Raw genomic sequence first — 26,761 nt, forward strand, 5'->3', positions numbered from 1 at the left:
GTGCGTGCGACGGCGCCGGATCTCCGCGCAGACCGTCCCATCGACGAGGACTCCCACCCGGGTGTCCTCGACGGGAACGGTCGCACACACGTCGCGGGGATCGGCGGGCCACGGTGGCCCGTTGCCGGCATCGGTGCGACGGACGCACCGAGGAGACTTCCGCCCGCACGGGCGGCTCGCCCCGGTCTCGGGGTGGAACAGGAGGAGCCTTGGCTCGATCAGGCACGCGGCGTGCAGCCGGTGGGACGCGGACCGCGTCGCGCCGGACCCGGCCGCTCGACAACGATGGTGTCATCCCGGTGCTCGCCCGCGCCGTGCGCGAGGTCGAGGCGGCCGCGCAGCGCGGACCGTTGAAGGCGTCGAACCGCACGAAGTTCCAGGCGGTCGCGCTGCTCATGCGTGAGGAACGCGCCCGGGTGAAGGCGGACACGACCCTCACCGACGCGCAGCGCGCCGAGCAGATGAAGCGGCTCGACGGTGTCGCGCAGATCCTCGCGAAGACCGCAGCACGGGACACCAGTGTGATCCAGCTGCTCGCCGAAGAGGCATCGGTGTCGGAAGCGACGCGCACCGTGAAGCGGGACATGATGATCGCCGGTGGCGTCGAGATGCAGCCGGAGGACCTCGTCATCGCGGCGGAGCCCGCCCCCGTCGCGGTCGCGCAGGAACGCGCCGTCGTCCCGCAGGCGGTCGTGCAGCGCCAGCTCGCGAACCCGTTCCTGCCGCCGGACTTCGCCCTCGCCGACCAGCCCGTCGCGCACCCGCGTCGTCTGGCGAACTGGGAGCTGTTCGGCCCGCTGTTCAAGTCGTTCGAGTACGGCGCCGGCGGGGGAGCGGCGACGATGCCGCTCCCAGAGCCGCCGACGCAGCACTCCGCGTCGGGCACCACGCTCATGAAGCACCAGGCCGAGCTCATCGCCGCGGCCGCCGACGGGCACCGCACGTTCCTGCTCGCCGACGAGCCGGGTCTCGGCAAGACGGCGCAGTCGCTCCTCGCAGCCGACGCCGCGAACGCGTTCCCGCTGCTCGTCGTGGTGCCGAACGTCGTCAAGACCAACTGGGCACGCGAAGCCGAACGCTGGGTGCCGAACCGCCGCGCCACGGTGATCCACGGTGACGGCGACGACCTCGACGGGTTCGCGGACATCGTCATCGTGAACTACGAGATCCTCGACCGGCACGTCGGCTGGCTCGGCGCCTTCGGGTTCAAGGGCATGGTCGTCGACGAGGCGCACTTCATCAAGAACAAGGACTCGCAGCGGTCGAAGTTCGTGCTGCAGCTCGCCGAGAAGATCCGCTCCAGGACCTCGTCGCCGCTGCTCATGGCCCTGACGGGGACACCGCTCATCAACTCCGTCGAGGACTTCCGCACCATCTGGGAGTACCTCGGCTGGATCGACGACAAGAAGCCCCGCGCGAAGCTCATGAACGAGCTCGAGGAGATCGGGCTCACCCCGGCCGACCCCGGCTTCTTCAGCGAGGCCCGTCGCGCCGTGATCGACATGGGCATCGTCCGACGCCGCAAGGTCGACGTGGCGGCGGACATCCCCGCCCGGCGCATCGCGGACATCCCGGTCGAGCTCGACGGCGAAGAGGGTCGGTCGATCCGCGACGCCGAGCGCGAGCTCACCGCGAAGCTCGTCCGCCGGTACCACCAGGCGCTCGACGCCCGCACCGGTCAGGACCCGGTCGTCGGCATCGACCACAAGCTCGTGCGGCAGGTCGCCCGCTGGGAGCTCGAGGACCAGGACGCCTCGTCGACCGGCGAGAACGTGTTCTCGATGGTCCGGCGGATCGGCCGCGCGAAGGCGCAGCTGGCGGCGGACTACGCGGCGCAGCTGGCGTCGAACGTCGGCAAGGTCGTGTTCTTCGCGAAGCACCTCGACGTGATGGACCAGGCCGAAGAGGTCTTCGCACGCCGGGGCCTGCGTACCGCCACCGTCCGCGGCGACCAGACGCCGGCCCAGCGCACGGCGGAGATCGACTCCTTCGTGAACGACCCCGACGTCGCCGTCATCGTCTGCTCGCTCACCGCGGCGGGCGTGGGGCTCAACCTGCAGGTCGCGTCGAACGTCGTCCTCGCCGAGCTCTCGTGGACCTCTGCCGAACAGACCCAGGCGATCGACCGCGTGCACCGCATCGGGCAAGAGGAACCGGTCACCGCGTGGCGCATCATCGCGGCGCAGACGATCGACACCAAGATCGCTGACCTCATCGACAGCAAGGCGGGGCTGGCAGCGCGCGCGCTCGACGGCTCCGACGAAGAGGTCGTCGACTCCGGCGACATCCAGCTCGACGCGATGGCGGCGCTGCTGACCGAGGCGCTCGGCGGCTAGGGTGCGGCTCCCGCTCAGATGCGGGACTGCACCTCGGCCAGGGAGGGGTTCGTCGCGGTGCTGCCGTCGGGGAACACCAGCGTCGGCACGGTCTGGTTGCCGCCGTTCACCTCGGCGACGAGCTCGGCGGTGCCAGGGGTGGCCTCGATGTCGACCTCCCGGAACGGCACACCGGCCTTGGACATCTGGTTCTTCAGCCGTGCGCAGTAACCGCACCAGGTCGTGGTGAACATGGTGACCGCGCCGGCTTCGGGCACGAACGCGTCGCGGGTGATCGTCTCGCTCATGTCCACAGGCTAACCCGCGTGGTCCTCCGCACCCTGGACGGGCTGGTAGACAAGAGCGTGTGACGGACACGCACCTCGAGATCGAGCGCACGTACGACCTTCCAGACGGAGCCGAGCTCCCCGACCTCATCGGGGCAGGAGGGATCCTGCAGGTCGACCACCAGGACCCGTTCGAACTCGACGCCACGTACTGGGACACCGAGCGCTACGACCTCGTCGCCTCCCGCGTGACGGTCCGCCGTCGCACCGGGGGACCCGATGCCGGCTGGCACATCAAGCGCGCCGAGTCCGACACCGTCCGACACGAGCAGCACTTCCCCCTCACCGACGACGCCGACACCGTTCCCGAAGCCGTCCTCGCCGCGCTCTTCACCGAGCGCCGGGGCCGCGGACTGCACCCGGTCGTGCGCATCACCACCACCCGGACCGTCACCCGCCTCCTCGACGAGGACGGTGACCAGGTCGCCGAACTCGCTGACGACCGCGTCAGCGCCCAGCGCCTCGACGCGGACGCCCCCGCGGACCCGCGTACCTGGCGCGAGGTCGAGGTGGAGACCGTCGAGGGCGTCGACCCGCAGATCGCCCACGAGTTCCTCGGGTCGCTCGACGGCCGCTTCGCCGCCGTCGGAGCCGGCCCCGCCGCCGTCGCGTCCAAGTTGGCACGTGGGCTGGCAGGTGCACCGGCACCGCGCCTCCAGTCCGCGGACAAGCCCGAGAAGGGCACGACCGCACGGATCCTCACCAAGCGACTCCGCAAGCTGCGTTCCGCACTGCTCAGCCAGGAGGCCCGGCTCCGCTCCGGCGACACGGCCGACCTCCGCCACGCCGCCGGGACGGCACTCGAGATCGCCGCGATCCTGGAGACGTACCGGTCGGCGTTCGCGCCGGGCGACGCGGGCGACCGCGCCGCCTCGGCAGCAGACGGTCTGGCGAACGTCACGGCGCGTGCGGCGCTCGCGGAGTACCTCATCGACCGGCTGCCCAGGGCGTCGACGCCGGCGCAGGACGACCTCGTCGACGCGATGACGCGCGAGCGGATCCTCGCGTCGACGCGGGAGCGGCGCGACCACGCGGTGCGCGACGTCGTGACGTTCCTGCACGATGAACCGTTCCTCGAGCTGCTCGACGCCCTCGACGACGCCGTGGAGCGTCCGGCACCGACGCCGTGGGCGCTCCGCTCCCCGAAGCACGTCGCGCAGGACGTCACCGCCGTCGTGAAGCCCGAGGTCCGAGAGCTCGTGCGTGCGGCGGTCGCCGACGACGAGTCCGAGACCGCCGCCGAGCGTGAAGCAGCCGACCGTGCGACGACCGAGCGGGCGTGGCAGGGCACGATGCGCGCCCGGATGGCGATGGACGTGCTCGGGGACGACGCGTTCCCGCACGCACTCTGGAAGCGCATCGGCACCGCGGCGGACGTCCTCACCGAGCGCGTGCGGTCACTGCACGCCCTGGACGCGCTGCGCACGAACGCCGGCATCGCCGAGCGCGGTGGCGAGGGGACGTTCGGGTACGGCGTGCTCGCGGGGGACCGTGTCCGCCTGGCCGAGGAGTCCTACGACGAGGCGGTGCACGCGCTCAACCGCGTGTGAGCGCGTGCGCCGCCGCGGGTGTCGCTCGCCGACGGGTCGGTGCGGTGCGGTGCGGTGCGGTCGGCTGACGCGCGCTCTGCGGGATCGAGTGCGCAGCAATGCCGTCTTGGGGTGCCGCGGCGTCCCCGTTTCTGCGCACTCGTTGGCTCGCCGTGCTGTGACCGACCGACCGGCGGACGGGCCCCCTGCGCGACCGAGTGCGCAGCAATGCCGACCTGGGGCGCCTGCGCGTCGCCGCTTCTGCGCACTCGTTCGCTGGCGGTGCTACGACCGATCGGCGGCAGGTCGACCGACCGGCGAACGACCGGCGGCAGGCCGGTCGACCGGACGTCAGGCCGACGCGATCGGTGCTGCGGTCGCCGCCGCGGGCGAGACCTCGGCGAGACCGAGCGTGTCGAGGAGCCACGCGAGCTCGAACGCGCGCTCCTTCCACGACGCGTACCGCCCGCTCACCCCGCCGTGGCCCGCCGCCATCTCGGTCTTGAGGAGCACCGGAGCACCGACCTCCCGCAGCTTGGCCGTCCACTTCGCCGGCTCGACGTAGAGCACCCGGGTGTCGTTGATCGACGTCACCGCGAGGATCGCCGGGTACTGCACGTCGTCGCGGACGTTCTCGTACGGGGTGTACTCGCTCATGTACCGGTAGACCTCGGCATCGTGCAACGGGTCGCCCCACTCGTCCCACTCGATGACGGTGAGCGGCAGGTCGGGGTCGAGGATGCTCGTCAGGGCGTCGACGAACGGCACCGCGGCGAGGATGCCGGCGAAGCGATCGGGGGCGATGTTCGCGACGGCGCCCATCAGGAGCCCGCCCGCGCTGCCGCCCTCGGCGACGAGCTGTCCCGCCGTGGTGCGACCGGTCTCGATGAGGTGGTCGGCGACCGCGACGAAGTCCGTGAAGGTGTTCTTCTTCGTGAGGGTCTTGCCGTTCTCGTACCAGTGACGTCCCATCTCGCCACCACCGCGCACGTGCGCCACCGCGAACACGACGCCCCGGTCGAGCATCGACAGTCGCATCACGCTGAACCCGGGGTCGATGGAGTGCTCGTACGAGCCGTACCCGTAGAGGTGCAGCGGGCTCGGCGTGCCCGTGTCGACGGCGTCACGACGCCACACGAGGGAGATCGGCACCCGTGTGCCGTCGGCAGCCGTTGCCCAGTCGCGCTCCTGCACGTAGTCGGCGGGGTCGTAGCCGCCGAGGACCGGCTGGCGCTTCAGCACCGTCACCTGCCCGGTCGCGAGGTCGAGGTCGCTCACCTCTGACGGGGTGACGAACGACGTGAACCCGATGCGGAGCCTCGGCTGGTCCCATTCCGGGTTGCCGCCGAGGCCGGCGGAGAAGAGCGCCTCGTCGAAGGGGACCTCGTGCGCATCGCCGAACCCGTCGCCCTCGATCGGGATGATCGCGACACGGGGCAGCGCTTCGGCACGGTACTCGAGCGCGAGGTGCCCGGCGAAGGCGTCGACGGACTCGATGCGGCGTTCAGCATGGTGCGCCACGACGACACGGCGGTCGGTCTCGGAGGTGGGGTCGTCGGCGGGGACGTCCACGAGCTCGAAGTTCTCGGCGCCGTCGTTGTGCAGGACGAGGAGCCGGTCGCTGCCGCCGACGATGGCGTGCTCGATCTCGTACTCCACGCCGTCCCGACGCGGCCACACCACGTGGAAGTCGCCAGTCGGGTCGGCAGCGTCGAGGATCCAGGCTTCCGAGGTGATCTTCGACCCGAGCTCGATGACGATGTACTGCGAGGACCGGGTGACCCCGACGCCCACCCAGTACCGGTCGTCCGGCTCTTCGAAGACGACGACGTCGTCCGTCGCGGCGGTGCCGACAGTGTGGCGCCAGATCCGGTCGGGACGCCAGGAATCGTCCACCGTGGGGTAGAAGACGTAGCGGCCGGACGGGTCGAACGTCGCACCGGACCCGGTGTTCTCGACGACGTCGTCGAGGTCCTGCCCGGTCGTCAGGTCCCGCACGTGCAGGGTGTAGCGCTCGTCGCCCTCGACGTCGACGCCGTACACCAGCCGGGTGCCGTCGTCGGAGATGTCGTACGAGCCGAGCGAGAAGAAGTCGTGGCCGTCGGCGAGGACGTTGCCGTCGAGGACGACCTCTTCCCCGGGGAGGGCATCGGCGCCACCGTCGAGTGACGGCGGCGTCCAGTCGTCCGGATCGCTGATCGGCGCCCGGCACTGCACGCCGTACTGGCTGCCCTCGCTGGTGCGGGTGAAGTACCACCACCCGCCCATGCGCACCGGCACCGAGAGGTCGGTCTCCTGCACACGGCCCTTGACCTCACCGAAGATCCGGTCGCGCAGCGGGGCCAGGTGGTCCGTCGCGGCCGCGGTGTAGGCGTTCTCGGCTTCGAGGTACGCGACGGTGTCCGGGGACTCCTTGTCACGCAGCCACTCGTAGTCGTCGACGAAGTCGATGCCGTGGTGCGACCGGGTGACCGGGCGCTTGTCGGCGGTGGGCGGGGTGGTCGCTCCGTGCTCGCTGCTCACCGCACCAGCCTAGGCCGCAGCGACGTCGAGACGCCTGCGCAGGCGGTCCATGTCGACGGTGGATCGAACGCGCTCGGCGAACGCGTCGACCTCGGTCGCGACGTCCGTCACGAGCCAGGCCCGTCGGCGGCGGCGGGACGTCACGGACCGGATGATGCCGGCGCGGTCGAGAGCGACCGCCAGGTCGTCCGGCGACCTGCCCGACTCCGCTGCGAGGGCGGTCAGGTCGTCCTCGGTCATGACGGGGTCGTGGAACAGCGCGCCGACGTCCCACGGCAGACGCCGTGCCGCATCCGCAGCGTGCTCGTCGAGCACCAGCGCCGTGAGTGCCGCTTCGTCGCAGGCGGTCCCGATCGCGATCGCCAGGTCGGCGACGAAGTCGTGGACGGACCCGAACCGGTAGCGCACCAGGTGGTCGAAGTACCGGGAACGGTCGGCGACGAGCGCGGTCGCGATCGGCACGGTCGTCCTGCTGACACCACGGCGTCGCAGGACCGCGCCGATCAACGCCCGCCCGATGCGCCCGTTGCCGTCGGTGAACGGGTGGATCGACTCGAACTGGGCGTGGGCGATCGCGGCCTGGGCGACGGGGTGCAGGTCGTCGCGGGCGAGGAACACCAGGAGGTCCGCCATCGCCTCCTGGACCAGGTCCGGTGGTGGCGGGACGTACGTCGCGAGCCGCGGGCTGCTGCCACCGCCGATCCAGTTCTGGACGGTCCGGTACCGACCGGCGTCGCGTCCGTCCAGGGGGTCGTCCCGCATCAGGTCGAGGTGCGCGGCACGGACGGCGTCCGCCGTGATCGTGCCGGACGCCGCGTCCGTGACGAGGCGGTCCAGCGCCCTGGTCGCGGCCACCATCACCGTCGCGCTGTCGTTCGCACGGACACCGACGACGGCGCGGGCGTAGTCGTCGAGGCCGGCGTGCTCGTCCTCGATGCGGGAGGACGCCACTGCCTCGGTCCGGGCGAGGACACCGCCGAGTGCGCCGATCCGCGTCCCGTGCTCGCGATCGAGCCGTCGGAGCGCGGCGACCGCCCCGTCCAGCAGCGCGTCGTCGCCGGGTGCCGCACGGTACCGGGCGGTCGCGATGCGTGGTGGGATCCACGTGGTCACCGCGGTGCAGAGCCGGTCGGCGCGCGGTCCACGCACCCCGCTCCGCCACGGCCGCTCGGCTCGCTCGTGGCGCGGCCAGTCGGTGATCCGTGTCGTCGTGTCCTGGTGCACAGCGGCCTCCGTCCGTCCCGACGACGGTAGACACGGTCGGCCAGCGAGCGCCAGGAACCGGTATGTCGTACTTCGCCGGTCGTGTCGGCGGCGACGGCTACCGTGGACCGCATGACCAACTCCTTCGCCATCACCGGTGCCCACGTCGTCCCCGTCACGGCGGACGAGTTCGACGGGGGAGCGGTCGTCGTCGAGGACGGGCGCATCACGGCACTCGGACCCGACGTCACACCCCCACCGGGGATGCCCGTCGTCGATGCTGCTGGTGCATGGCTCGTCCCGGGGTTCGTCGAGGCGCACGGCCACGTCGGCATCCACGAAGAGGCGAACGGCCCGGCCGGCAACGACACGAACGAGCTGACCGGGCCGAACATGGCAGCGGTCCGCGCGATCGACGCCGTCGACATCGACGACGAGGGCTTCCGCGACGCCCTGTCCGGCGGCATCACCTCGATCGTCGTCAAGCCCGGCTCCGGCAACCCGATCGGTGGTCAGTCCGTCGCGATCAAGACCTGGGGCGGCCGGACCATCGACGAACAGCTCATCTCCGACGCCGTGAGCGTGAAGAGCGCCCTCGGCGAGAACCCGAAGCGCGTGTACGGCGACAAGGGCCAGACCCCGTCCACCCGACTCGGGGTCGCCAAGGTGATCAGGGAGGCGTTCGTCGCGGCCCAGGACTACCGCGCCGCCCGTGACGCCGCCGCTGCGAAGGACGAGCCCTTCACGCGCGACCTCACCAAGGAGACCCTCGTCCGCGTGCTCGACGGCGAGCTCGCCTGGGACCAGCACACCCACCGCCACGACGACATCGCGACCGCCGTCCGACTCGCCGAGGAGTTCGGGTACCGGCTCGTCGTGAACCACGGCACCGAGGCGCACAAGATCGCCGACGTCCTCGCCGAGAAGGACATCCCGGTCATCTACGGACCGCTCTTCACGAGCCGGTCCAAGGTCGAGCTCCGCGACCGCGGCATCCCGCACCTGGCCGCGCTCGCCGCGGCGGGCGTCCGGGTCGCGATCACGACCGACGCCCCCGTCGTGCCGATCGCCATGCTCGTCACGCAGGCGACGATGGCCGTCCGGGACGGTCTCCCACGCCAGACGGCACTCGAAGCGCTCACCACGAACCCGGCGACGTTCCTCGGTTTCGGCGACCGCGTCGGGCGGATCGAGCCCGGCTACGACGCCGACCTCGTGCTCTGGTCAGGCGACCCGCTCGACGCGACGAGCCGCGCGACGCGCGTCTGGATCGAGGGCCGCCAGGTCTTCGAGTGGGCGGACGGCGTCGGCGTCACCTCGCCACGCTGGTAGCGCTCTGGACGGACGGGAGGCCCGGATCGCGACGTGCGCGCACGTCGCGATCCGAGCCTCCCGTCCGACCGCCGGCGGTGCGGCGTCAGGACTCGCGCGACAGCAGGAAGTCGTTGATGCGGGTCGTGAGCTCGGCGTCCACGGGGACCTCGTCGCCGTTCACCAGCCGGATCGGCGCCGCCTGCCGGACGCTCGACACGAGCCAGAGCGCATCGGCCGCGCGCAGGTCGTCCATGGTGACCAGCTCGTAGGCGGTCTCGATCCCGGCCTCGTCGGCGAAGCGGAACACGTCCGCCTGCGTCGTGCCGGCGAGGATCCCGATGTCCGTGCGCGGTGTGACGAGCCGACCACCCACGGACATGATCAGGTTCGCGCGCGTGCCCTCGAGCACGTAGCCGTCCGTCGACACGAACAGCGCGTCGTCGGCCCCGCGGCGCGCGGCCTCGCGGAGCGCGGCCATGTTCACCGCGTAGGACAGCGTCTTCGCGCCCTGCAGCAGCCACGGCGACGTGCGCTCCACGTCGTGGCGGTACCCGCGGTCGAGCGTGACGACCGCGATGCCCTCGGTCCGGTCGGCGGTCGAGTCCGGCGACGCCGCGGCGTACACCCACCCGGTCGGACGCCCTGACCCCTCGACGCCGCGGGTGAGGACGGTCTTCGCGAACGCCTCGTGCACGGGGTCGAGCTCCGCGCACACGGCCTCGATCGCGCGGCGCCACGCGTCGAGGTCCGGAAGCGGCAGGTCGAGCATGCGGGCGGACCGCTCGAAGCGGGCGAGGTGCGGCTCGAGGGCCTGCGGGCGACCGTCCACGACGGTGATCGTCTCGAAGACGCCGTCGCCCCGGATGATGCCGAGGTCCTGCACCTGGACGTGCTCCTCGAGCGGGGCCGCGAACGTGAAGGCGTCGGCGGACGGATCGTGCGGCGCGGCGTCGCGGGAGGGCTGGTTGAGGACGGCGAGCACGGTGTCGGTCATGCAGCCATCCAACCCCACGTCAGCGCTGCTCCGGTAGGGCGCCCATCAGCTTCCAGACCGCCTCGGTCAGTTCGGGGTGCTGCAGCGCGATGCGACGCAGGCGGTGGTACTCCTCACCGAGCTGGGTGCCGTGGCCGGAGGCCGGGTGCATCGACCACTGTGCACTCCGCTGCCCGATCGCGGCGTCGAGTTCGAGGGACTCTTCGCGGAGGATGAGCACGACCTGCTCGTCGACGGTGGGGAGCATCGGCATGAACTCCCACGGGTCGTCGCCCTGCCGCGAGCGGTGCTCGACGATCATCGAGATCTCTTCCGCCGCCTCGGCACGCAGCACTTCGAGGCTGCGCCCGAATCTCCGGTGCTCAGCCATGGTGCCCCCGCAGCACACCTGCCATGGAACGAGCGTACGCCAGATCATCGGCCACACTGGACACGTGACCGAGCGCGACGAGACGAAGAACCAGCACCCCCGCGTCGTCGTCGTGTACCTGCTCCGGGACGACGGTCCCGGGCCGTCGGTGCTGCTCGGCGAGAAGCGCCGCGGGCTCGGGAGCGGCCGCGTGGTCGGCCCTGGTGGCAAGCGCGAGCCCGGGGAGACGGCGGTCGAGACCGCCGTCCGCGAGGTCGCCGAGGAGGTCGGCCTGCGGCTCGACCCGGCCGACCTGGAGGCTCGTGGCACGTTGGACTACCGGTTCCCGTTCCGGCCGTCCTGGTCCCAGGTCTCCGACGTGTTCGTCTGTCGGGTCTGGTCCGGCACGCCGGTCGCGAGCGACGAGCTCGAACCGCGGTGGATCCCGCTCGACGACGTTCCCTACGACGCGATGTGGGACGACGCGAAGTACTGGCTCCCCGAGGTGCTGCGTGGTGGCACCGTCGCGGCGCGGTTCACGTTCGCCGAGGACAACGCCACTGTCGCCGGGTTCACCGGGGTCGGCGTCGACGCGCCGAACGCCTAGCGCTGCGTGCGGGTGCTGCCGGTCCTGGCTTCCTCGGCCGCGGCCATCACGTCGGCGTCACCGCTGCGGCCGCCGAGCGGACGGACGAAGAAGTCGATGATCCCGAACACGATCGCGCCGACCATCGAGAACATCGCCCAGCCGACGAAGAGCCCTGCGGTGTTCCGGCCGTCCGCTGGCGCGAGGATGACGCTCGCTGCGTAGAACACCACGGTCAGCGCCAGGAAGACGATGACGAGCGTGATGAGGAGACGGTGCCAGGCGCTACGGGTCATGATGCCTCAGGATACCGCTCAGCGCGCGGCGTGCCGGCTGTGCTGCTTCTCCCCGGACCGCTCGTGCTGCGCGGCATCGGCGGTCGGCCGGACGACGGGGATGCTCCTCGTCGTCAGTGGCTCGTTCTCGAGACCGTCGCGGCCACCCGTGAAGACGTCCCCTGTAGCGCGTTCGTCCTCCCAGAACTCGTCGTCGCGGAGGATCTTGAGGGTCCCCGTCTCGGTCGAGGTCAGCCCGTGGCGCTCGAGCTCCACGTCGCGCTGCTTGCCGAGGAACTCGCGGTTGGCGGTCTGGGCGTCCATGAACATCGTCGTGCGCCCGGTGACGATCGCGCGGATGCGGCGGTGCTCCCACCACTTCTTGCCGAAGTACATGAGCACGAGGCCGGCCGCTGCGTAGCAGCCCATCGTGATGAGCCCACGCGCCGGACCCGGGCCGACGCCGTAGATCTGGTGCTTGATCATGTCGACCATGCTGGAGCCGACCACCACGTGGTTGAGCCAGGCGAAGGGCTCCGGCATGAACCACTTCGGGTAGGCGCCACCGGATGACGGCATCGACAGGAAGACGAAGCAGATCATCGCGGGGGCGGCGATGAACCGGCCGACGAAGTAGCTCAGGCCGTTCACCGCGAGGCCGATCGCCACGATCCAGCCCCACGCGATGAGCACGAGCTCGATCCAGTGGCCGTGGATGGCGCCGACGACGGGCCCGGCGAGCGTGTTCGTGATGAGCGAGATGACGAGCCCGCCGATGACGATGACGGCCATCCTGGTGCGGTGGCGCAGCGGGCCGCCCATGATGCCGATGAACATCGACACCATGTAGCCGCCGATGCACCACGCGAGCATGACGTACATCGCGACGGTGCCGTACTCGTCGTACGCGGGGAGCGCGGCGAGCTCGGTGACCTTCGGTGTCGCCACCCCGGTCGCCGTCAGCACGGCCGACAACGTCGCGGGGACGAGGCTCGCGACCTGGAACTGGTGCGCGCTCGCCTTGAAGAACTCGTTCGTCGCTGGGTCGTACGCCACGGCCATCGATCCGGCGATCACGTCCCGCTTGGCGGCGACGAGGGAGTCGTACGTGTGGAAGACGTACTCGCCCGGCAGCGCCTTCTGCACCGCGGCGACGAAGCCGGGGTCGCTGCCGACGAGGGCGATCGGCACGTCGTGCGGGTGCGGCGCGTGGAACGCGAAGACGTAGCAGAGGCAGAAGCCGACGATGAAGAACAGCGGCATCCAGAGCTGCAGGCCGATGAGCTGGAGCGACGGGTGCAGCGTGCCGTACCAGCGGCGGTACGCGCTGATCTTCTGCGGTGCCGGGACGGGCGCCTGACGACGCTGCTTCGGACGCGAGGACCCGGCGACCTTCGAACCCCGACGCGGCTTGGTGCCTCGGGCGGAGGGGCGGGTGGTCCGCTGCTTCGGAACGGACTTCTGCTGCGCCCCACCGGAACGGTCCGGGGTGTCGGTGTTCTTCGGGACGTCGTTCCGCGGCGTGCTCACTCGGCGCTGTGCTCCTGGTTCTCGTGTCGGGTCGGGCCAGGATACGCCGCACGGCTGACCGCGTCCCGGGCAGACCTACCCGCCAGGCCGCCTACGAGCGGCTGCGGGACGCCTGGGCCGAGTCCATCGCGAGCTCCTCCGCGTCGAGCGTCACGAGCACCCGGCGCATCACCTCTTCGTCGAGGTTGCCGCGCTCGCGTTCCTCGAGCACGATCTCGCGACGCCGGTCGAGCAGCTCGCGGCGGATGTCCTGGATCTGCGCGCCGCTGAGCCGGACCGGTGCGTTCCGTTCCTCGGACTCCTCTTCCTCGGCGTCGCGTCGGAAGGTCTCCGCCTGACGCTCGAGACGGGCCTTGAGCCGGGAGACGACGGCCTCCACCGCGTCGGTGCCGAACTGCGCGGACCACTCGGGCTTCCGGTCGTCCAGGAGCTGGATCGCCGCCTCGGTCGTGCGCTGGTTGAGCCGCATCTCGCTGCGGATGTCCTCCTCGCCCTCCGCAGGGTCCTGCACCTTGAGCCGTCGGATCACGAACGGCAGCGACAGCCCCTGCAACAGGAGCGTGCCGACCGTCACGAAGAACGCGATCACGAAGATGGTGTCCTGTGCCTTGATGTCGACCGGGTTCGCGACGACGGAGACCGCGGCGGCGAGCGTGACCACGCCGCGCATGCCGGTCCACGAGATGACGGTGAGCTCACGCCAGTTCAGCTTCGGCTCGGCGGAACCGCGCAACCACCGCAACGAGGGATGGCCGCGGGACAGCCGGATCCGCAGCGGTCGCAGCCACCGGCCGTTGAAGCGGTTGCGGACGTAGGATTCGAAGACGAAGAGGGGCCTGACGACGATCACGACGGCGAGGACCACGGCGGCCGCGGTGATCGTCTGCCCGAGACTCCGCTCGCTCTTGATGAGGTCCTGCACGACCGTGTTGAGCTGCAGCCCGATGAGCGCGAACACGAAGCCCTCGAGGATGACGTCGATGCTCGTCCACAGCGGACGCTCCTGCAGCCGGGTGGCGTACCCCTCCTTCGGCGAGTTGTACCCGATGTACAGGCCGGCGGTGACGACCGCGATGACGCCGGACCCGGAGAGGTCCTCGGCCAGGATGTACGCGACGAACGGCAGCAGGATACTCATGATCGTCTCGACCACCGGGTCGTTGATGCGCTGCCGGATCCAGTGCACGAGCACGCCGAGGACCCCACCGACGGCGAGCCCCACGCCGATGGCGAGCCCGAAGATGCCGAGGTCCTGCCAGATGGTGAGCGACGTCCCCGCGGCGATGAGGGTGAACACCCGCACCAGGGTCAGCGACGCCGCGTCGTTGATGAGGCTCTCGCCGGACAGCACCGTCATCACGCGACGGGGGAGTCCGAGCTTCCGGCCGATCGCCGCTGCGGACACCGCGTCCGGGGGCGCCACGATCGCCCCGAGCAGTATCGCCGCCGGCCAGTCCATGTCCGGGATGACGATGTACGCGGCCAGGCCGACGGCCAGGGCGGTGACGATGACCAGGAAGATGCCGAGACGACGGATCTGCTTGATCGACGTCCGGAAGCTCTGCCACGAGACGTCGAGCGCCGCCGAGTAGAGCAGCGGCGGCAGGATCAGCGTGAGGATGACCTCGGAGTCGATCTCGATCGGGGGCAGCCCCGGCAGGAACGACGCCGCGAGCGCCACCGCTGTGACGAGGAGCGGAGCGGGGAGCCCCTTCGCCCGAGCGAAGCCGGTCACCGCGAGCGATCCGACCAGCAGGATGAGGAGCTCCACGGTGTCCATGGACCCATTCTCCCATCGGAATGCTTCCGAACCTGAACGAGTCTGCAGTCGACATGAACGGCTGGTGACCGATCGGGGTTTGCTCCGAACGCCCCGGACTGGGACACTTGCCCGCGGTGGACATCACACTCATAGTCGTCCTGGTCATCGCGTTGGCCCTCTTCTTCGACTTCACAAACGGTTTTCACGACACCGCCAACGCGATGGCGACACCGATCGCCACCGGGGCCATGAAGCCCAAGGTGGCGGTCACGGTCGCAGCGGTGCTCAACCTCGTCGGTGCGTTCCTGAGCACCGCCGTCGCCACGTCGATCTCGCACGGCCTCATCAACGAGGGTCCCGGCGGCGTCGCGATCTCGCCGGAGATGATCTTCGCCGGGCTCATCGGCGCGGTGGTCTGGAACATGATCACGTGGCTGCGCGGCCTGCCGTCCTCGTCCTCGCACGCGCTGTTCGGCGGGCTCATCGGCGCCGCGATCGTCGGTGCCGGGTTCCAGTCCGTCAACTACCTCGCGCTGATGACCGTCGTCATCATCCCCGCGTTCCTGTCACCGGTGATCGCTGCGCTGGTCTCGTACCTGTCGACCCGCATCGCCTACCGGATCACCCGGCGCCCGGTCTTCCCGAACGAGCGCGGCGGCTTCCGGATCGGGCAGATCTTCACCTCGTCGATGGTGTCGCTCGCACACGGGACGAACGACGCGCAGAAGACCATGGGCGTCATCACGCTCACCCTCATCGCGTCCGGCGCGCAGTCGTCGAACAGCGGCGTGCAGCTCTGGGTCGTCGTCGCCTGCGCCCTCGCGATCGCCCTCGGGACCTACACCGGCGGCTGGCGGATCATCCGCACGCTCGGCTCCGGCATCACGGAGATCCGCGCGACGCAGGGCTTCGCAGCAGAGGCCTCGACCGCTGCCACGATCCTCGCCTCCAGCCACCTCGGCTTCGCGCTGTCGACGACGCAGGTGTCCTCCGGCTCGATCATCGGTGCCGGGCTCGGTCGCCGCGGCTCGAAGATCCAGTGGTCCACGGCCGGCAAGATCGTGATCGCCTGGTTCATCACGCTGCCCGCGTCGGCAGCTGTCGGCGCGGTCGCGTCCGGGATCGCCCGGCTCGGTGTCGTCGGGCTCGTGATCGACGCGCTGGTCGGTGCCGCGGTCATCCTCGGCCTGTACCTGTGGTCGCTCCGGAAGCCGCACGGCTCCGCCTCCGCGATCGAGGTCGACGTCGCCGCCAACGCGGTCTTCACCCGCAAGGAGCTCCGCGACCTGCAGCGCAAGAAGCGCGCGGAGAACGTGGCCGCCCGCCGCGAGGAGCTGAGCCGCGAGCGCACGCTCCGCCGCATGGCCGCACGCAAGGGAGGGCGTCGCTGATGGGCATCGCCATTGACGGACGCGGTTTCGCATTCCTGGCCGTGGGAGATCGCTGATGGGCATCGACTGGTTCGCATTCTTGACGGTGGCGCTCGTCGCCGTCGTGTCCTCCTGCTTCGTCGTCGCCGTGTACTCGGTCGGCCTCCGCTTCTGGAGCGCCGCCGACACCCGCGAGGGCAAGTTCACCGTGAAGGACGACGGGACGATCGGCCCGGCGACCGCAGGGTTCCCGAACCCGCAAGGCGCCACCACCGCCGTGCGCGGGTTGCGCGCAGCGGCCATCGCCTGCTTCGTCGTCTGCGGCGCCGTGGTGCTCTACGGCATCTACCTGATCGTCCCGCAGTTCCACTGACGGACGGGAGGCTCGTGGCGGGGCCGCCACGAGCCTCCCGTCCGCCGTCTGGTCGCCGCGCGCCCACCGGACCGGCTGGACGGGACGGACTACCCTCGTGACGTGATCCACGACGAGGAGGCGCACGTGAGCGTTGGTACCCGCACCGAGACCGATTCCCTGGGGTCGAGGGAGGTGCCGGCCGATGCGTACTGGGGTGTCAACACGCTGCGGGCGCTGGAGAACTTCCCGATCACGAGCGTGCCCATCGCGGTGTACCCGGACCTCATCGAGGCGCTCGCGACGGTGAAGCAGGCCGCGGCCCGTGCGAACAAAGCGATCGGCGTGCTCGACGACGAGCGTGCCGACGCGATCGACCGTGCCGCGCAGGAGGTCCGCGACGGAGCCCTCCGCGACCAGTTCGTCGTCGACGTCGTGCAGGGCGGCGCCGGCACGTCGACGAACATGAACACGAACGAGGTGCTCGCGAACCGGGCGCTCGAACTCCTGGGGCGCGAGAAGGGCGACTACGCCTACCTGCACCCGATCGACCACGTGAACCGCAGCCAGTCGACGAACGACACGTACCCGACGAGCGTGAAGATCGCGATGATCTTCGGCGTGCGACGGCTCGTCGAGCAGCTCGAGCAGCTCTCCGAAGCCTTCGCCGAACGCGGAGCGGCGTTCGCGGACGTGCTCAAGGTCGGACGGACCCAGCTGCAGGACGCGGTGCCGATGACCCTCGGCCAGGAGTTCACCGGCTTCTCGCACACCATCCAGGAGGACGTGCTCCTGCTCCGCCGGGTCACGCCGTTGCTCGCGGAGATGAACCTCGGCGCGACCGCGATCGGCACCGGGATCACCGCCGACCCGCTGTACCGCGACGAGGTGCGCCGTCAGCTGCAGGAGGCGAGCGGCATCGACGTGGTGACCGCACCGGACCTCATCGAGGCGACGAGCGACGCCGGCGCGTTCATGACGCTCTCCGGCACGGTCAAGCGGAGCGCGATCAAGCTCTCGAAGATCTGCAACGACCTGCGGCTGCTGGCGTCGGGACCGCAGGCCGGGTTCGGGGAGATCACGCTGCCGGCTCGACAGGCCGGTTCGTCGATCATGCCCGGCAAGGTGAACCCCGTGATCCCCGAGGTCGTCAACCAGATCGCGTTCGCGGTCGCCGGTGCGGACGCCACGGTGACGATGGCGGCGGAGGGCGGGCAGCTGCAGCTCAACGCCTTCGAGCCGATCATCGCGCACTCGATCATGCAGTCGCTGCAGTGGATGACCCGCGGGTGCGCCACGCTCCGCGAGCACTGCGTCACGGGCATCGAGGCGAACGAGGCGAAGCTCGCGGCTCAGGTGGACACGAACGTCGGCGTCGTCACGGCCCTGACGCCGTACATCGGCTACGCGGCGGCGGCGTCGATCGCGCACACCGCACTGACCACCTCGACGCCGATCTCCACCCTCGTCGTCGCGGCAGGGCTCATGGAGCCGGACCAGGTGCAGCGTGTCCTCAGCCCGGCGCGGCTGTCGGGCATCGAACTCGCAACCGGCGCGATCCCGGTCATCACGGAGGCCATGCTCGACGCGGAGGCGGCCCGGAAGCAGTAGTGGCTACGACAGGGGGAGCGGCGGCTCGCCGACCCTGACCTGGTCGGAGACCGTGCGGAGGCGCTCCTGCTCCTGGTCGTGGGGTTCGGCCTGGGGGAGGCGTGCCGCCGCGGTCCTGACCTCGTGCGCCGCTGCGACGTCGGCGTCACGCCAGCGAGCGAGTGTGAAGTTGCGCGTGACGTCGCGGAGCGGGAGCCGGATGGCCTCGTCGGCCTCGATCCCGGCGAGGAGCTGCCGCATCCGGATCACCTCGGAATCGAGCTCGCCGCCGACGACGAGCACGAAGTTCGAGAGGTACAGGTAGACGAGCAGCAGGATCGCGCCGCCGAGCCAGCCGTACGCCCGGTTGCCGCCGCCGACGGTCTCGACGTAGAGGGCGAACCCGAACGTGGCGATCGCCCATGCCACGATGGCGAAGGCGGCACCGGCGGACACCCACCGCAGCTGCGGCGTCTTCACGTTCGGCGTCGCGTAGTAGAGCACGGCGACCATCACGACGAGGTCCACCGCCAGGATCGGCCACTTCACGACGTTCCAGAGGTCGTCGATCCACGTCGCCCAGCCCAGCTGGTGGACGATCGCGGCCGAGATGGTCGGGGTCCCGAGCAGGATGACGATGGCGATCGCGCCGCCGACCATGACGAGCAGCGTGACGAGGAGCATCATGCTGCGGAACTTCCAGATCCGGCGGCCCTCCTCGACCTCGTACGCGGTGTTCATGGCGCGGCCGAAGGCGGTCGCGTACCCGGACAGCGACCACAGCGTCAGCACGACGCCGGTCGAGAACCCCAGCCACGGGTTGTCGAGGGTCAGGAGTTGGCGCAGTGGCTGTTCGAGGTGCTCGGCGGTCTCCGGCCGCACGATGAAGCCGATGATCTCGATGATGTCGGCCAGGCTGTCCCCGGCCCGGTCCACGATCGCGAGCGCCGACACCACGGTGAGCGTCGTCGGGAACACGGTCAGCAGGGCGAAGAACGTCAGGGAGGCTGCTGCGTCGACGACACGGTGCCGGATCACCGAGTGGTAGGTGCGGCGTACGACGGCGCGGACCCCGGTCCGCTGGAGCTCGCGCGCAGTCGGGTCCGGCATGTGGACGAATCTACCCGTCCACGCGCCCTGGTCCGGTGCTCGGTCGCTTCCGGTCCGGGCCCCGAGTCTCGGGGTGAGCGACAGTTCTCGCGCTCGTCGGCGCGAGAACTGTCGCCAAGGCCGAGACTCGGGGCGGAGGCCGGGCGAGACTCGCGGGTCAGTTGGCGTGGGGGTGCAGGGCGTCGTAGCGGCGGAACGACGGGACGAGGCGCAGGAGCAGCGCGACGAGACCGATGATCGCGACGCCGCCGAGGATCGGCGGGACGGCGATGCCCGCGGCGACGACCAGTCCGGCGTACAGGTCGCCGAGCCGAGGGCCGCCGGTGACGACGACGATGAAGATGCCCTGCAGCCGTCCGCGCATCCCGTCGGGCGACGCGGACTGCAGGATCGTGTTCCGGAACACCGAGCTGACGTTGTCCGCGCCGCCGGCGAGGGCGAGGAAGAGCGCGGCGAACCCGAGCGCCGGCAGGATCCCGGTGCTGAACGAATCGCCGGCACGACCTCCGAGCACGTGCGCGAGGGCGACGACCACGCCGAACGCGGCGATCGCGGCGCCGTAGGCCGTGATCGCCCACCCGACGGCCTCGCCCTGACGGCGGACGTGGCCGAGCGGGCCGGAGAACACGCTCGAGAGCAGCGCACCGACGGCGTAGGCGGCGGTGAGCGTCCCGACCGTGACGGCGCCGCCACCGATCACCAGGGCGCCGATCGCGGGGAAGAGCACGCGGGGCTGCCCGAAGGTCATCGCGACGATGTCGAGGACGAACGTCATCGTGATGTTGCGGGACTTCCGGAGGAACCTGGCGCCCTCGACGAGGGATCCGAGCCCGGGCTTCAGGGCACCGTGGTCTGCGGCCATCCTCGGCAGGGTGAACACCCCGGCGAACGCGAACGTGAACAGCACGACGTCGATGGTGTAGGTCGGCGCGAAGCCGACCGACGCGATGAGGACACCGGCGATCGCGGGGCCCACCGTGACCTGGAAGCCCGAGGCGATGCCGCCGAGGGCGCTCGCCGCCGGGAGCAGGTCGGTGCCGACGAGCCTCGGCACGATCGCGGAGCGGGAGGCGTTGCTCACGGTCGCCGCGACGGCATTCACGGTCGCGAGGACGTAGAGCAGCGCGACGCTGTGCAGACCGAGCCACGAGTGCGTCGCGATGAGGGCGACAGCGGCCCAGGCCACGATGCTCGACACCAGTGCAACGGTGCGCCGGTCGAACGCGTCGGCGAGCATCCCGCCGTACAGGCCCGCGACGATCATCGGCAGGAGCGCGATCACGCCGACGAGTGCGACGGCGAAGGTCGAGTGCGTGATGTCGTACACCTCGAGGCCGACGGCGACGGTCGTCATCTGTGTCCCGATGCCGGCGATCGCGGTGCCCGCCCAGAGTCGGGCGAACGCGGGGGACCGGCGGAGCGGGGTGAGGTCGGCGAAGACGCGGCGGCGCGGCGGTGCTGGGGTGGGTTGTGTCACGGTGGAACCATTCTGGGGGCTGTCCGCCGTCTCTGGTTGACTTGCGGCATGACTGACCTGAACAGCAAGCCCGAGTTCGACGCCCCCGAGGGCCCGGCCCCCACCGGCCTCGTCATCACCGACATCGTCGAGGGCACCGGGGACGAAGCGTCCGCCGGCTCGACCGTGAAGGTGCACTACGCCGGCGTCGAGTACGAGTCCGGCGAGGAGTTCGACAGCTCGTGGAACCGCGGCGAACCGATCGACTTCCCGCTCGCGGCGCTCGTCCGCGGCTGGCAGGAGGGCATCCCCGGCATGAAGGTCGGCGGGCGTCGCAAGCTCGTCGTCCCGCCGGAGCTCGCCTACGGGCCGGCCGGCGGCGGACACTTCCTGTCCGGCAAGACCCTGATCTTCGTGATCGACCTGCTCGGGGTGCGCTGATGGCGGCGGCCGTCCCGCTCGCTCCGACGGTCGAGCTCAACGACGGGCACCAGATGCCCGTGCTGGGCCTCGGCACGTACTCGCTCGACGGCGACGAGGGTGCTGCCGCGATCGGCACCGGCATCGCGAGCGGGTACCGCCTGCTCGACACCGCGCTGAACTACGGCAACGAAGACGCCGTCGGTCGTGCGGTGCGCGAGTCGGACGTCCCGCGCGACGAGCTCTTCGTCACGTCGAAGCTCCCCGGTCGCCACCACGGCTGGGACGAAGCACACAAGTCGATCGACGAGACCCTGGGGAACCTCGGCCTCGAGTACGTCGACCTCTACCTGATCCACTGGCCAAATCCGTCCGTGGACAAGTTCGTGGACACGTGGAAGGCGTTCGTCGACCTCCGCGACAGCGGCAAGGTCCGCTCGATCGGCGTCTCGAACTTCACGCCCGCGCACCTCGCACGCATCATCGACGCGACCGGGGTCGCCCCCGCGGTGAACCAGGTCGAGCTGCACCCGTACTTCCCCCAGGCGGACCTGCGAGCGGTGCACGCCGACCTCGGGATCGTCACCGAGAGCTGGAGCCCGCTCGCCAAGCGGTCCGAGCTCCTCACCGAGGAACCGATCACCGCTGCGGCTGCCGCACACGGGGTGACTCCTGGTCAGGTCGTGCTGCGCTGGCACACCCAGCTCGGCGCGATCCCGGTGCCGAAGTCCGGCGACGCCGACCGGCAGCGCGAGAACCTCGACGTGTTCGGGTTCACGCTCTCCGACGACGAGGTCTCGGCGATCTCCGGTCTCGAGCGTGGCCGGCTCTGGGACGGCGACCCGGACACCCACGAAGAGATGTAGCGCTGACGCGCTGATGGACGGGAGGCGCGGTGCCAGCTGGCACCGCGCCTCCCGTGCGTCCCGTGGGACTACACTGGATACCCCTGTCCCGAAGGGTGGCGTGTGTCCGAACCGACCGAGATCGACCGTGAGCGTACGTACGTCGACGGGCTCTTCGCCCGACTCGACGAACTGACCGCCGAGGCCGGACAACGCCTCACCGAGACCCGTCGTCAGGCGGTCGGTGGGAACCACCAGAGCCGCAGCGAGCGTGACGCGTTCGCCAAGCTCTACGAAGACACCATCCAGACGCTCGAACGCGTCGGGGACCGGCTCGTCTTCGGTCGGCTCGAGGTCGCCGATCCCCCCGCTGGCGAGGACGCCTTCCGGTACATCGGCCGCGTGGGGCTCCGCGACCGGGACCACCGCCCGCTCCTGCTCGACTGGCGCGTCCCCGGTGCCAGCGCCTTCTACCAGGCCACTGCCGCGCACCCGATGGGCATGCGTGCCCGTCGGCACCTCTCGCTCGAGGGCCGATCGGTCGTCGGCGTCGAGGACGAGGTCTTCGACGCCACGCTCTACGACGACGAGCGCACGCACCTGCAGGGCGAGGGTGCACTGCTCGCCGCGGTCACCGCCGAGCGCACCGGCCGGATGACCGACATCGTCGCGACCATCCAGGGCGAGCAGGACCGCATCATCCGATCACCGCTCGAGGGCGTCCTCATCGTGCAGGGCGGACCCGGCACGGGCAAGACCGCCGTCGCGCTGCACCGCGCCGCGTACCTGCTGTACTCCTACCGCGAGCGGCTCCGGGGCTCTGGCGTGCTCGTCGTCGGGCCGTCCCCGGCGTTCCTGACCTACATCGAGCAGGTGCTGCCGTCCCTGGGGGAGACCGGCGTCGTGATGGCCTCGCTCGGGTCGCTCTACCCCGGTGTGCACGCGACGACGCACGACCGCCGGGACACCGCCGCGGTGAAGGGCTCGGCGGAGATCGCCGACCTGCTCCGTCGCGCGGTCCGCTCGCGGCAGGTCGTCCCCACGGAATCGGTGACCCTCGACGTCGAGGGTGAACGGCTCGTCGTCCCGCCGCAGCTCGTCGCGGACGCGATGCGCCGTGCCCAGGACCGCGGGAAGCCCCACAACGTCGCCAGGGTCACCTTCAACAAGATCGCGCTCGACGCCATGACGAAGCTCCTGGCCGATCAGCTCCGCGAGCGCGGCACCACCGTCGACGACGCGGACATCAAGGTCCTGCGCGAGGACATCCGCTCGTCCTACGACGCCCGCGTGCTGCTCAACACCGCGTGGCTGCCGCTGCCGGCGGAGAAGCTGCTCGAGGACCTGTACGCCCGGCCGAACTGGCTCGCGTCGCTCACCCCGAACTGGACTCCCGAGCGCCGTGCCCTACTGGCGCGCGAGCGTGGGGCGACGTTCACGGTCGAGGACGTCCCGCTCCTCGACGAGGCCGCCGAGCTCCTCGGCACGTTCGACCCGACGGGCGGTGCCGCGAAGCGCCAGGCGAAGGCGAGTCGCAACCGGGACATCGAGAACGCCAGGCAGGCCATCGAGAACATGGGCGTCGAGGGCATCGTCACCGCCGAGCAGGTCGCCGGCGCCTTCGCCGAGGGCGGCGACCCCCGGAGCACCGCGGAGCGCGCCGCCGAGGACCGCGAGTGGACGTACGGCCACATCGTCGTCGACGAGGCGCAGGAGCTCTCCCCGATGCAGTGGCGCGTGCTGGCCCGCCGCAACCCGCTCCGATCGTTCACGATCGTCGGCGACATGGCGCAGGGGTCCTCGCCGGGAGCCGCCCGGACATGGGACGACGTGATCGGCGCGCTCGCCCGACGCCGTCGGGGCCGTGCCCCGCAGGTGCCCCTCGACCACCGTGTCGAGGAACTCACCGTCAACTACCGCACGCCGCGGTCCATCGTCGAGGCAGCGGGTGCGTTCGCCGCGTCCGCCGGGCTCACGGTCACCGCGAACCAGGCGGTCCGGGACGGCGACCCCGTCGTGCGGCTCCGAGCGTCCCGCGCCGAGGTCCTCGACACCATCGCCGCGACGGTGGCGTCCGAGCGCGAGCACATCGGCTCGGGGACGATGGGCGTGATCGTGCCGGACGCCCAGGTCGACGTCGTGCGACAGCGTCTGGCGCAGGGCGACCTCGACGTCCGGAGCCTCGGGTCACCGCGTCCCGGGTCGGTCACGGTGCTCACCGGTGCCGACGCCAAGGGGTTGGAGTTCGACGGCGTGCTGCTCGTGGACCCGGACGGTGTCGGCGACGACGCGGCCCGCGCGGCGGCCGCGGTCTACGTCGCGATGACGCGTCCGACGCGTCGCCTGACGGTCATCGACGTCGCCTGACCGGTTCACGGTCGGGTCCGTCAGGTCGGGTCGCCCTCGGCGCGCACCCGGTCCACGAGCGCGGCCCACTGGCCGTCGAGCTGGCTGCCCGGCATCCGCACGGTGGTCCTGGCGACGGTGATCGTCCACTCGAAGTCGTCCGGTACCCGTCCCCGGCGTCGGACCGGCGGCTCGCGGGGGAGGGCGTCGACGAGGTCGTACCAGCCGTCCGGGTCGTCGCAGGACTCCGTGTCCACGCGCCACCCACGCGTGAGGCCGGCGACCCCACCACTTCGGCGGACGACGATGTGCATGCCCCGAAAATACCCCCGCGCGGCGCGGTCCGGCCGGGAGATCAGGGGAGCACGTCGACCGTGCGCCACGCATCGGTGACGGCGGACGACTCGCGGGAGCCTGCCCCGAACCGGGCGTCGGCAGCCGACACCGTGACGCGGGCGAAGCCGGCGAAGTCGATCGAGGCCGTCACCTCCGCCGAGGTGAGCGCGTCCCACCACACCGCGCCGGCGCCGTCCCACGCGCGACCGCCGATCGCCGTCGCCGCGAGGAAGAACGCGTGGTTCGGGATGCCGGAGTTCGTGTGGACGCCGCCCGAGTCGTCCTCGGTGTCGACGTACCCGGCCATGGTCGCCGGCTGCGGGTCCTTGCCGAGCACCGGGTCGTCGTACGCGGTACCCGGTGCCTTCATGGACCGGAGCGCCACCCCGTGCACGGCCGGCGTGAAGAGCCCCTCGCCGATGAGCCAGCTCGCCTGATCGGCGGTCTGACCTGCGGCGTACTGCGCGACGAGGGAGCCGAACACGTCGCTCACCGACTCGTTGAGCGCCCCGGACTGCCCCTGGTAGGTCAGGTCGGCCGTGTACTGGGTCACCCCGTGTGCGAGCTCGTGCCCGATGACGTCGAGGGCGATCGTGAAGCGCTCGAAGACCTCGCCGTCCCCGTCGCCGAACACCATCTGCTTACCGTCCCAGTAGGCGTTGTCGTAGTCGTTCCCGTAGTGCACGCTCGCGTCGAGGGGGAGCCCGGCGCCGTCGATCGACACCCGCCCGAACACGTCGAGCCAGAACGCGTGGGTCGCACCGAGGCCCGCGTACGCCTCGTCCACGGCCGCGTCTCCGGTGTCCGGGGCTCCTTCGCTGCGGACGAGGGTGCCGGGGAGCGAGGTCGACCCGTGCGCGTCGAAGATGCTCCGCTGCGGCGACCGGTCGGGGGCAGCGGCGGCGTGCCTGACGCCGAGCCGTGCTTCGCGCTTGGGTGCCTCGACGACGGCGAGCGAGGCCAACGCCGTGCGTGCGGCGGGAGTCGCGCGGGGGAAGGCGTCCGACGGTGCGTCCGCGATGGCGCGCAGCAGGTAGGGCGGGACGACGGATCGGCGGCCGACGGATCGGGGCTGGGCGGAGGTCATGGTGACCATGGAACCCCCGACAGCCGACAATCGGGGCCGAGCCGGGCCTCCCGTCAGTCGCCCTTGCGGTTCTCGACCAGGGCGAGCGCGTACGACTCCCACCACTGGCCGGCGGCCGGGCCGCCGTTGCAGGTGCCGTCGCTGAGCCCCGGCGTCTTCACCCAGAGCAGCGCGTCCAGCCGGCTCGACCCTGCGGTCACGTGCGGGTCCTGCCCGAGTCCGGCGCCCTTCGGGTTGCACCAGTCGCCACGCCAGCCCTGACCGTTCCTGGACACGTCGATGACGAAGTGCGGATCGCCACCGACGGCATCCGCCAGTCGGTCGGCGTACGCGCGCTCCTGGTCGACGCGGTAGAAGTTCGACACGTTCGTGAAGAATCCCTGCGTCTCGTCGATCCCGGCCTCGCGGAGCCACTTCGCCATCGACGCCGTCGGCACGCGGTTCTCGTTGCCGCCGTCGAGGTAGACCGTCAGCCCGTGGCCGGTGAGTTCGTCCACCGCCTTCCTGAGCAGGGGCAGCCGGGAGTCCTGGAGCCGCTTGCACACCTGGATCTGCGCGATGGCGTCGGGTTCGACCAGCACGACGGCCTTCGACCCGGCCATCGCCCGCACCGCCGAGCGCACCCACGGGACGTACTCGGACGCGGTCGTGCCGCCCTTGGAGTAGTGACCGCAGTCCCGGTCGGGCACGTTGTAGAGGACGAACACCGGCGTCCTGTCCTGCTTCCTCGCGTTCGAGACGACGTCGCGGACGGTCTCCCGGGTCCGGGCGATCGAGGGGTTCGTCAACCACGTGGCGATCGGCTGGTCCGCGATGACGGCGATGCGGTCGGCGGTGTCCTGCTCGCCGTCCTGCCGGGCGGCTGACTCCCGCATGCCGGGCTGGTTCTCGTTCGCGGGCTGTCGTGCGAGACCGCCGGGGAACGCCTGTGCGGCGCTCTTCCGCTCGACGATGTGCCGGCCGTCCGGGCCGTTCGGTCGGTTCGGCAGCCAGAGCGCGACGGCCGCGACGACGGCGATCACCACGACGGCGGCACCGCCGATCCACAGCCACTGGCGGGCAGCACTCGGCACGCGGGTCCGGTGCTGGCGATTCGTCTCGTGGTCCGGCATCGGCGGTCCT

23 protein-coding genes are annotated in these 26,761 nt (G+C 70.9%); 10 read left to right on the forward strand and 13 right to left on the reverse strand.

What is annotated here, in order from left to right; all coding sequences use genetic code 11:
* Positions 1–209 precede the first annotated feature (209 nt).
* Positions 210–2,336: a DEAD/DEAH box helicase gene (locus AAEP80_RS09125; RefSeq protein WP_420366785.1), complete on the forward strand. Its 2,127-nt coding sequence runs from the start codon at positions 210–212 to the stop codon at positions 2,334–2,336.
* A gap of 14 nt (positions 2,337–2,350) precedes the next feature.
* On the opposite strand, the gene AAEP80_RS09130 is transcribed toward AAEP80_RS09125, so the two are convergent.
* Positions 2,351–2,623 (reverse strand): mycoredoxin, encoded by a 273-nt coding sequence (locus AAEP80_RS09130; RefSeq protein WP_123653932.1) that lies wholly within the window; start codon positions 2,621–2,623, stop codon positions 2,351–2,353.
* Positions 2,624–2,682: 59 nt separating this feature from the next.
* Here AAEP80_RS09130 and AAEP80_RS09135 point away from each other — a divergent pair, with 59 nt between their 5' ends.
* Entirely contained in the window at positions 2,683–4,212 is a 1,530-nt protein-coding gene (locus AAEP80_RS09135; protein ID WP_420366786.1) for a CYTH domain-containing protein, read from the forward strand.
* Positions 4,213–4,542: 330 nt separating this feature from the next.
* On the opposite strand, the gene AAEP80_RS09140 is transcribed toward AAEP80_RS09135, so the two are convergent.
* Both AAEP80_RS09140 and AAEP80_RS09145 read right to left on the reverse strand, forming a co-directional pair.
* Positions 4,543–6,714: a S9 family peptidase gene (locus AAEP80_RS09140; protein ID WP_420366787.1), complete on the reverse strand. Its 2,172-nt coding sequence runs from the start codon at positions 6,712–6,714 to the stop codon at positions 4,543–4,545.
* A gap of 9 nt (positions 6,715–6,723) precedes the next feature.
* On the reverse strand, positions 6,724–7,938 hold the full coding sequence (locus tag AAEP80_RS09145) for a Fic family protein (RefSeq protein WP_420366788.1): 1,215 nt from the start codon (positions 7,936–7,938) through the stop codon (positions 6,724–6,726).
* A 111-nt stretch (positions 7,939–8,049) separates the two neighbouring features.
* Here AAEP80_RS09145 and AAEP80_RS09150 point away from each other — a divergent pair, with 111 nt between their 5' ends.
* Positions 8,050–9,249 carry an amidohydrolase gene (locus AAEP80_RS09150; RefSeq protein WP_413602382.1) on the forward strand — a complete coding sequence of 400 codons (1,200 nt, stop codon included), beginning with the start codon at positions 8,050–8,052 and terminating at the stop codon, positions 9,247–9,249.
* 85 nt (positions 9,250–9,334) lie between these two features.
* On the opposite strand, the gene AAEP80_RS09155 is transcribed toward AAEP80_RS09150, so the two are convergent.
* Positions 9,335–10,225: an aminodeoxychorismate lyase gene (locus AAEP80_RS09155; protein ID WP_413602381.1), complete on the reverse strand. Its 891-nt coding sequence runs from the start codon at positions 10,223–10,225 to the stop codon at positions 9,335–9,337.
* A 19-nt stretch (positions 10,226–10,244) separates the two neighbouring features.
* Positions 10,245–10,595, reverse strand: a complete 351-nt coding sequence (locus AAEP80_RS09160; RefSeq protein ID WP_420366789.1) for a tryptophan synthase subunit alpha — start codon at positions 10,593–10,595, stop codon at positions 10,245–10,247.
* Positions 10,596–10,659: 64 nt separating this feature from the next.
* On the opposite strand from AAEP80_RS09160, the gene AAEP80_RS09165 reads away from it, so the two are divergent.
* Positions 10,660–11,181 (forward strand): 8-oxo-dGTP diphosphatase, encoded by a 522-nt coding sequence (locus tag AAEP80_RS09165; protein WP_281267408.1) that lies wholly within the window; start codon positions 10,660–10,662, stop codon positions 11,179–11,181.
* Here AAEP80_RS09165 and AAEP80_RS09170 read toward each other — a convergent pair.
* The 3 genes from AAEP80_RS09170 to AAEP80_RS09180 all read right to left on the reverse strand — a co-directional run bounded on the left by AAEP80_RS09170 (position 11,178) and on the right by AAEP80_RS09180 (position 14,745).
* On the reverse strand, positions 11,178–11,456 hold the full coding sequence (locus AAEP80_RS09170) for a hypothetical protein (RefSeq protein WP_402729261.1): 279 nt from the start codon (positions 11,454–11,456) through the stop codon (positions 11,178–11,180). The two genes, AAEP80_RS09165 and AAEP80_RS09170, sit on opposite strands and share 4 nt — an antisense overlap.
* 18 nt (positions 11,457–11,474) lie before the next feature.
* Positions 11,475–12,965 carry an ABC transporter permease gene (locus AAEP80_RS09175; protein WP_420366790.1) on the reverse strand — a complete coding sequence of 497 codons (1,491 nt, stop codon included), beginning with the start codon at positions 12,963–12,965 and terminating at the stop codon, positions 11,475–11,477.
* 91 nt (positions 12,966–13,056) lie between these two features.
* Entirely contained in the window at positions 13,057–14,745 is a 1,689-nt protein-coding gene (locus tag AAEP80_RS09180; RefSeq protein ID WP_413602378.1) for a cation:proton antiporter, read from the reverse strand.
* Positions 14,746–14,861: 116 nt separating this feature from the next.
* Here AAEP80_RS09180 and AAEP80_RS09185 point away from each other — a divergent pair, with 116 nt between their 5' ends.
* The 3 genes from AAEP80_RS09185 (at position 14,862) to AAEP80_RS09195 (ending at position 18,060) form a co-directional block, all read left to right on the forward strand.
* Entirely contained in the window at positions 14,862–16,118 is a 1,257-nt protein-coding gene (locus AAEP80_RS09185) for an inorganic phosphate transporter (RefSeq protein WP_413602377.1), read from the forward strand.
* Positions 16,119–16,173: 55 nt separating this feature from the next.
* Complete coding sequence (locus AAEP80_RS09190; RefSeq protein WP_413602376.1) at positions 16,174–16,470, forward strand: hypothetical protein; 297 nt, start codon at positions 16,174–16,176, stop codon at positions 16,468–16,470.
* Positions 16,471–16,572: 102 nt separating this feature from the next.
* On the forward strand, positions 16,573–18,060 hold the full coding sequence (locus AAEP80_RS09195) for an aspartate ammonia-lyase (protein WP_281267414.1): 1,488 nt from the start codon (positions 16,573–16,575) through the stop codon (positions 18,058–18,060).
* A gap of 3 nt (positions 18,061–18,063) precedes the next feature.
* Here AAEP80_RS09195 and AAEP80_RS09200 read toward each other — a convergent pair whose 3' ends face one another.
* Entirely contained in the window at positions 18,064–19,149 is a 1,086-nt protein-coding gene (locus tag AAEP80_RS09200; protein ID WP_420366791.1) for a YihY/virulence factor BrkB family protein, read from the reverse strand.
* A 157-nt stretch (positions 19,150–19,306) separates the two neighbouring features.
* Positions 19,307–20,626: an MFS transporter gene (locus AAEP80_RS09205; protein ID WP_420366792.1), complete on the reverse strand. Its 1,320-nt coding sequence runs from the start codon at positions 20,624–20,626 to the stop codon at positions 19,307–19,309.
* A 48-nt stretch (positions 20,627–20,674) separates the two neighbouring features.
* Here AAEP80_RS09205 and AAEP80_RS09210 point away from each other — a divergent pair, with 48 nt between their 5' ends.
* The 3 genes from AAEP80_RS09210 (at position 20,675) to AAEP80_RS09220 (ending at position 24,237) form a co-directional block, all read left to right on the forward strand.
* Entirely contained in the window at positions 20,675–21,046 is a 372-nt protein-coding gene (locus AAEP80_RS09210) for an FKBP-type peptidyl-prolyl cis-trans isomerase (RefSeq protein ID WP_420366793.1), read from the forward strand.
* The gene (locus AAEP80_RS09215) at positions 21,046–21,891 is read left to right on the forward strand and encodes an aldo/keto reductase (protein WP_281267418.1); all 846 of its coding nucleotides are present in this window, start codon (positions 21,046–21,048) and stop codon (positions 21,889–21,891) included. Before AAEP80_RS09210 ends, AAEP80_RS09215 begins: the two co-directional genes overlap by 1 nt.
* Before the next feature lie 102 nt (positions 21,892–21,993).
* The gene (locus AAEP80_RS09220) at positions 21,994–24,237 is read left to right on the forward strand and encodes a HelD family protein (RefSeq protein ID WP_420366794.1); all 2,244 of its coding nucleotides are present in this window, start codon (positions 21,994–21,996) and stop codon (positions 24,235–24,237) included.
* A gap of 20 nt (positions 24,238–24,257) precedes the next feature.
* Here the strand turns inward: AAEP80_RS09220 and AAEP80_RS09225 are convergent, their stop codons facing one another.
* The 3 genes from AAEP80_RS09225 to AAEP80_RS09235 are packed head-to-tail and all read right to left on the reverse strand — an operon-like array spanning position 24,258 to position 26,751.
* Positions 24,258–24,530 carry a protealysin inhibitor emfourin gene (locus tag AAEP80_RS09225; RefSeq protein ID WP_281267420.1) on the reverse strand — a complete coding sequence of 91 codons (273 nt, stop codon included), beginning with the start codon at positions 24,528–24,530 and terminating at the stop codon, positions 24,258–24,260.
* Between the two features lie 41 nt (positions 24,531–24,571).
* Positions 24,572–25,639, reverse strand: a complete 1,068-nt coding sequence (locus AAEP80_RS09230) for a M4 family metallopeptidase (RefSeq protein ID WP_420366795.1) — start codon at positions 25,637–25,639, stop codon at positions 24,572–24,574.
* Between the two features lie 53 nt (positions 25,640–25,692).
* A complete protein-coding gene (locus AAEP80_RS09235; protein ID WP_420366796.1) occupies positions 25,693–26,751 on the reverse strand; it encodes a glycoside hydrolase family 6 protein in 1,059 nt (352 codons plus the stop codon).
* Positions 26,752–26,761: the final 10 nt, after the last annotated feature.

The sequence above is a fragment of the Curtobacterium sp. L3-7 genome (genome assembly GCF_048756585.1).
In the GTDB taxonomy this organism is placed as follows: Bacteria; Actinomycetota; Actinomycetes; order Actinomycetales; family Microbacteriaceae; genus Curtobacterium.

Coding starts and splice junctions, on each gene's coding strand:
- AAEP80_RS09130 (WP_123653932.1), bottom strand. CDS start 2,623: ATGAGCGAGACGATCACCCGCGACGCGTTCGTGCCCGAAGCCGGCGCG.
- AAEP80_RS09150 (WP_413602382.1), top strand. CDS start 8,050: ATGACCAACTCCTTCGCCATCACCGGTGCCCACGTCGTCCCCGTCACG.
- AAEP80_RS09155 (WP_413602381.1), bottom strand. CDS start 10,225: ATGACCGACACCGTGCTCGCCGTCCTCAACCAGCCCTCCCGCGACGCC.
- AAEP80_RS09160 (WP_420366789.1), bottom strand. CDS start 10,595: ATGGCTGAGCACCGGAGATTCGGGCGCAGCCTCGAAGTGCTGCGTGCC.
- AAEP80_RS09170 (WP_402729261.1), bottom strand. CDS start 11,456: ATGACCCGTAGCGCCTGGCACCGTCTCCTCATCACGCTCGTCATCGTC.
- AAEP80_RS09180 (WP_413602378.1), bottom strand. CDS start 14,745: ATGGACACCGTGGAGCTCCTCATCCTGCTGGTCGGATCGCTCGCGGTG.
- AAEP80_RS09190 (WP_413602376.1), top strand. CDS start 16,174: ATGGGCATCGACTGGTTCGCATTCTTGACGGTGGCGCTCGTCGCCGTC.
- AAEP80_RS09200 (WP_420366791.1), bottom strand. CDS start 19,149: ATGCCGGACCCGACTGCGCGCGAGCTCCAGCGGACCGGGGTCCGCGCC.
- AAEP80_RS09210 (WP_420366793.1), top strand. CDS start 20,675: ATGACTGACCTGAACAGCAAGCCCGAGTTCGACGCCCCCGAGGGCCCG.
- AAEP80_RS09215 (WP_281267418.1), top strand. CDS start 21,046: ATGGCGGCGGCCGTCCCGCTCGCTCCGACGGTCGAGCTCAACGACGGG.
- AAEP80_RS09225 (WP_281267420.1), bottom strand. CDS start 24,530: ATGCACATCGTCGTCCGCCGAAGTGGTGGGGTCGCCGGCCTCACGCGT.
- AAEP80_RS09230 (WP_420366795.1), bottom strand. CDS start 25,639: ATGACCTCCGCCCAGCCCCGATCCGTCGGCCGCCGATCCGTCGTCCCG.
- AAEP80_RS09235 (WP_420366796.1), bottom strand. CDS start 26,751: ATGCCGGACCACGAGACGAATCGCCAGCACCGGACCCGCGTGCCGAGT.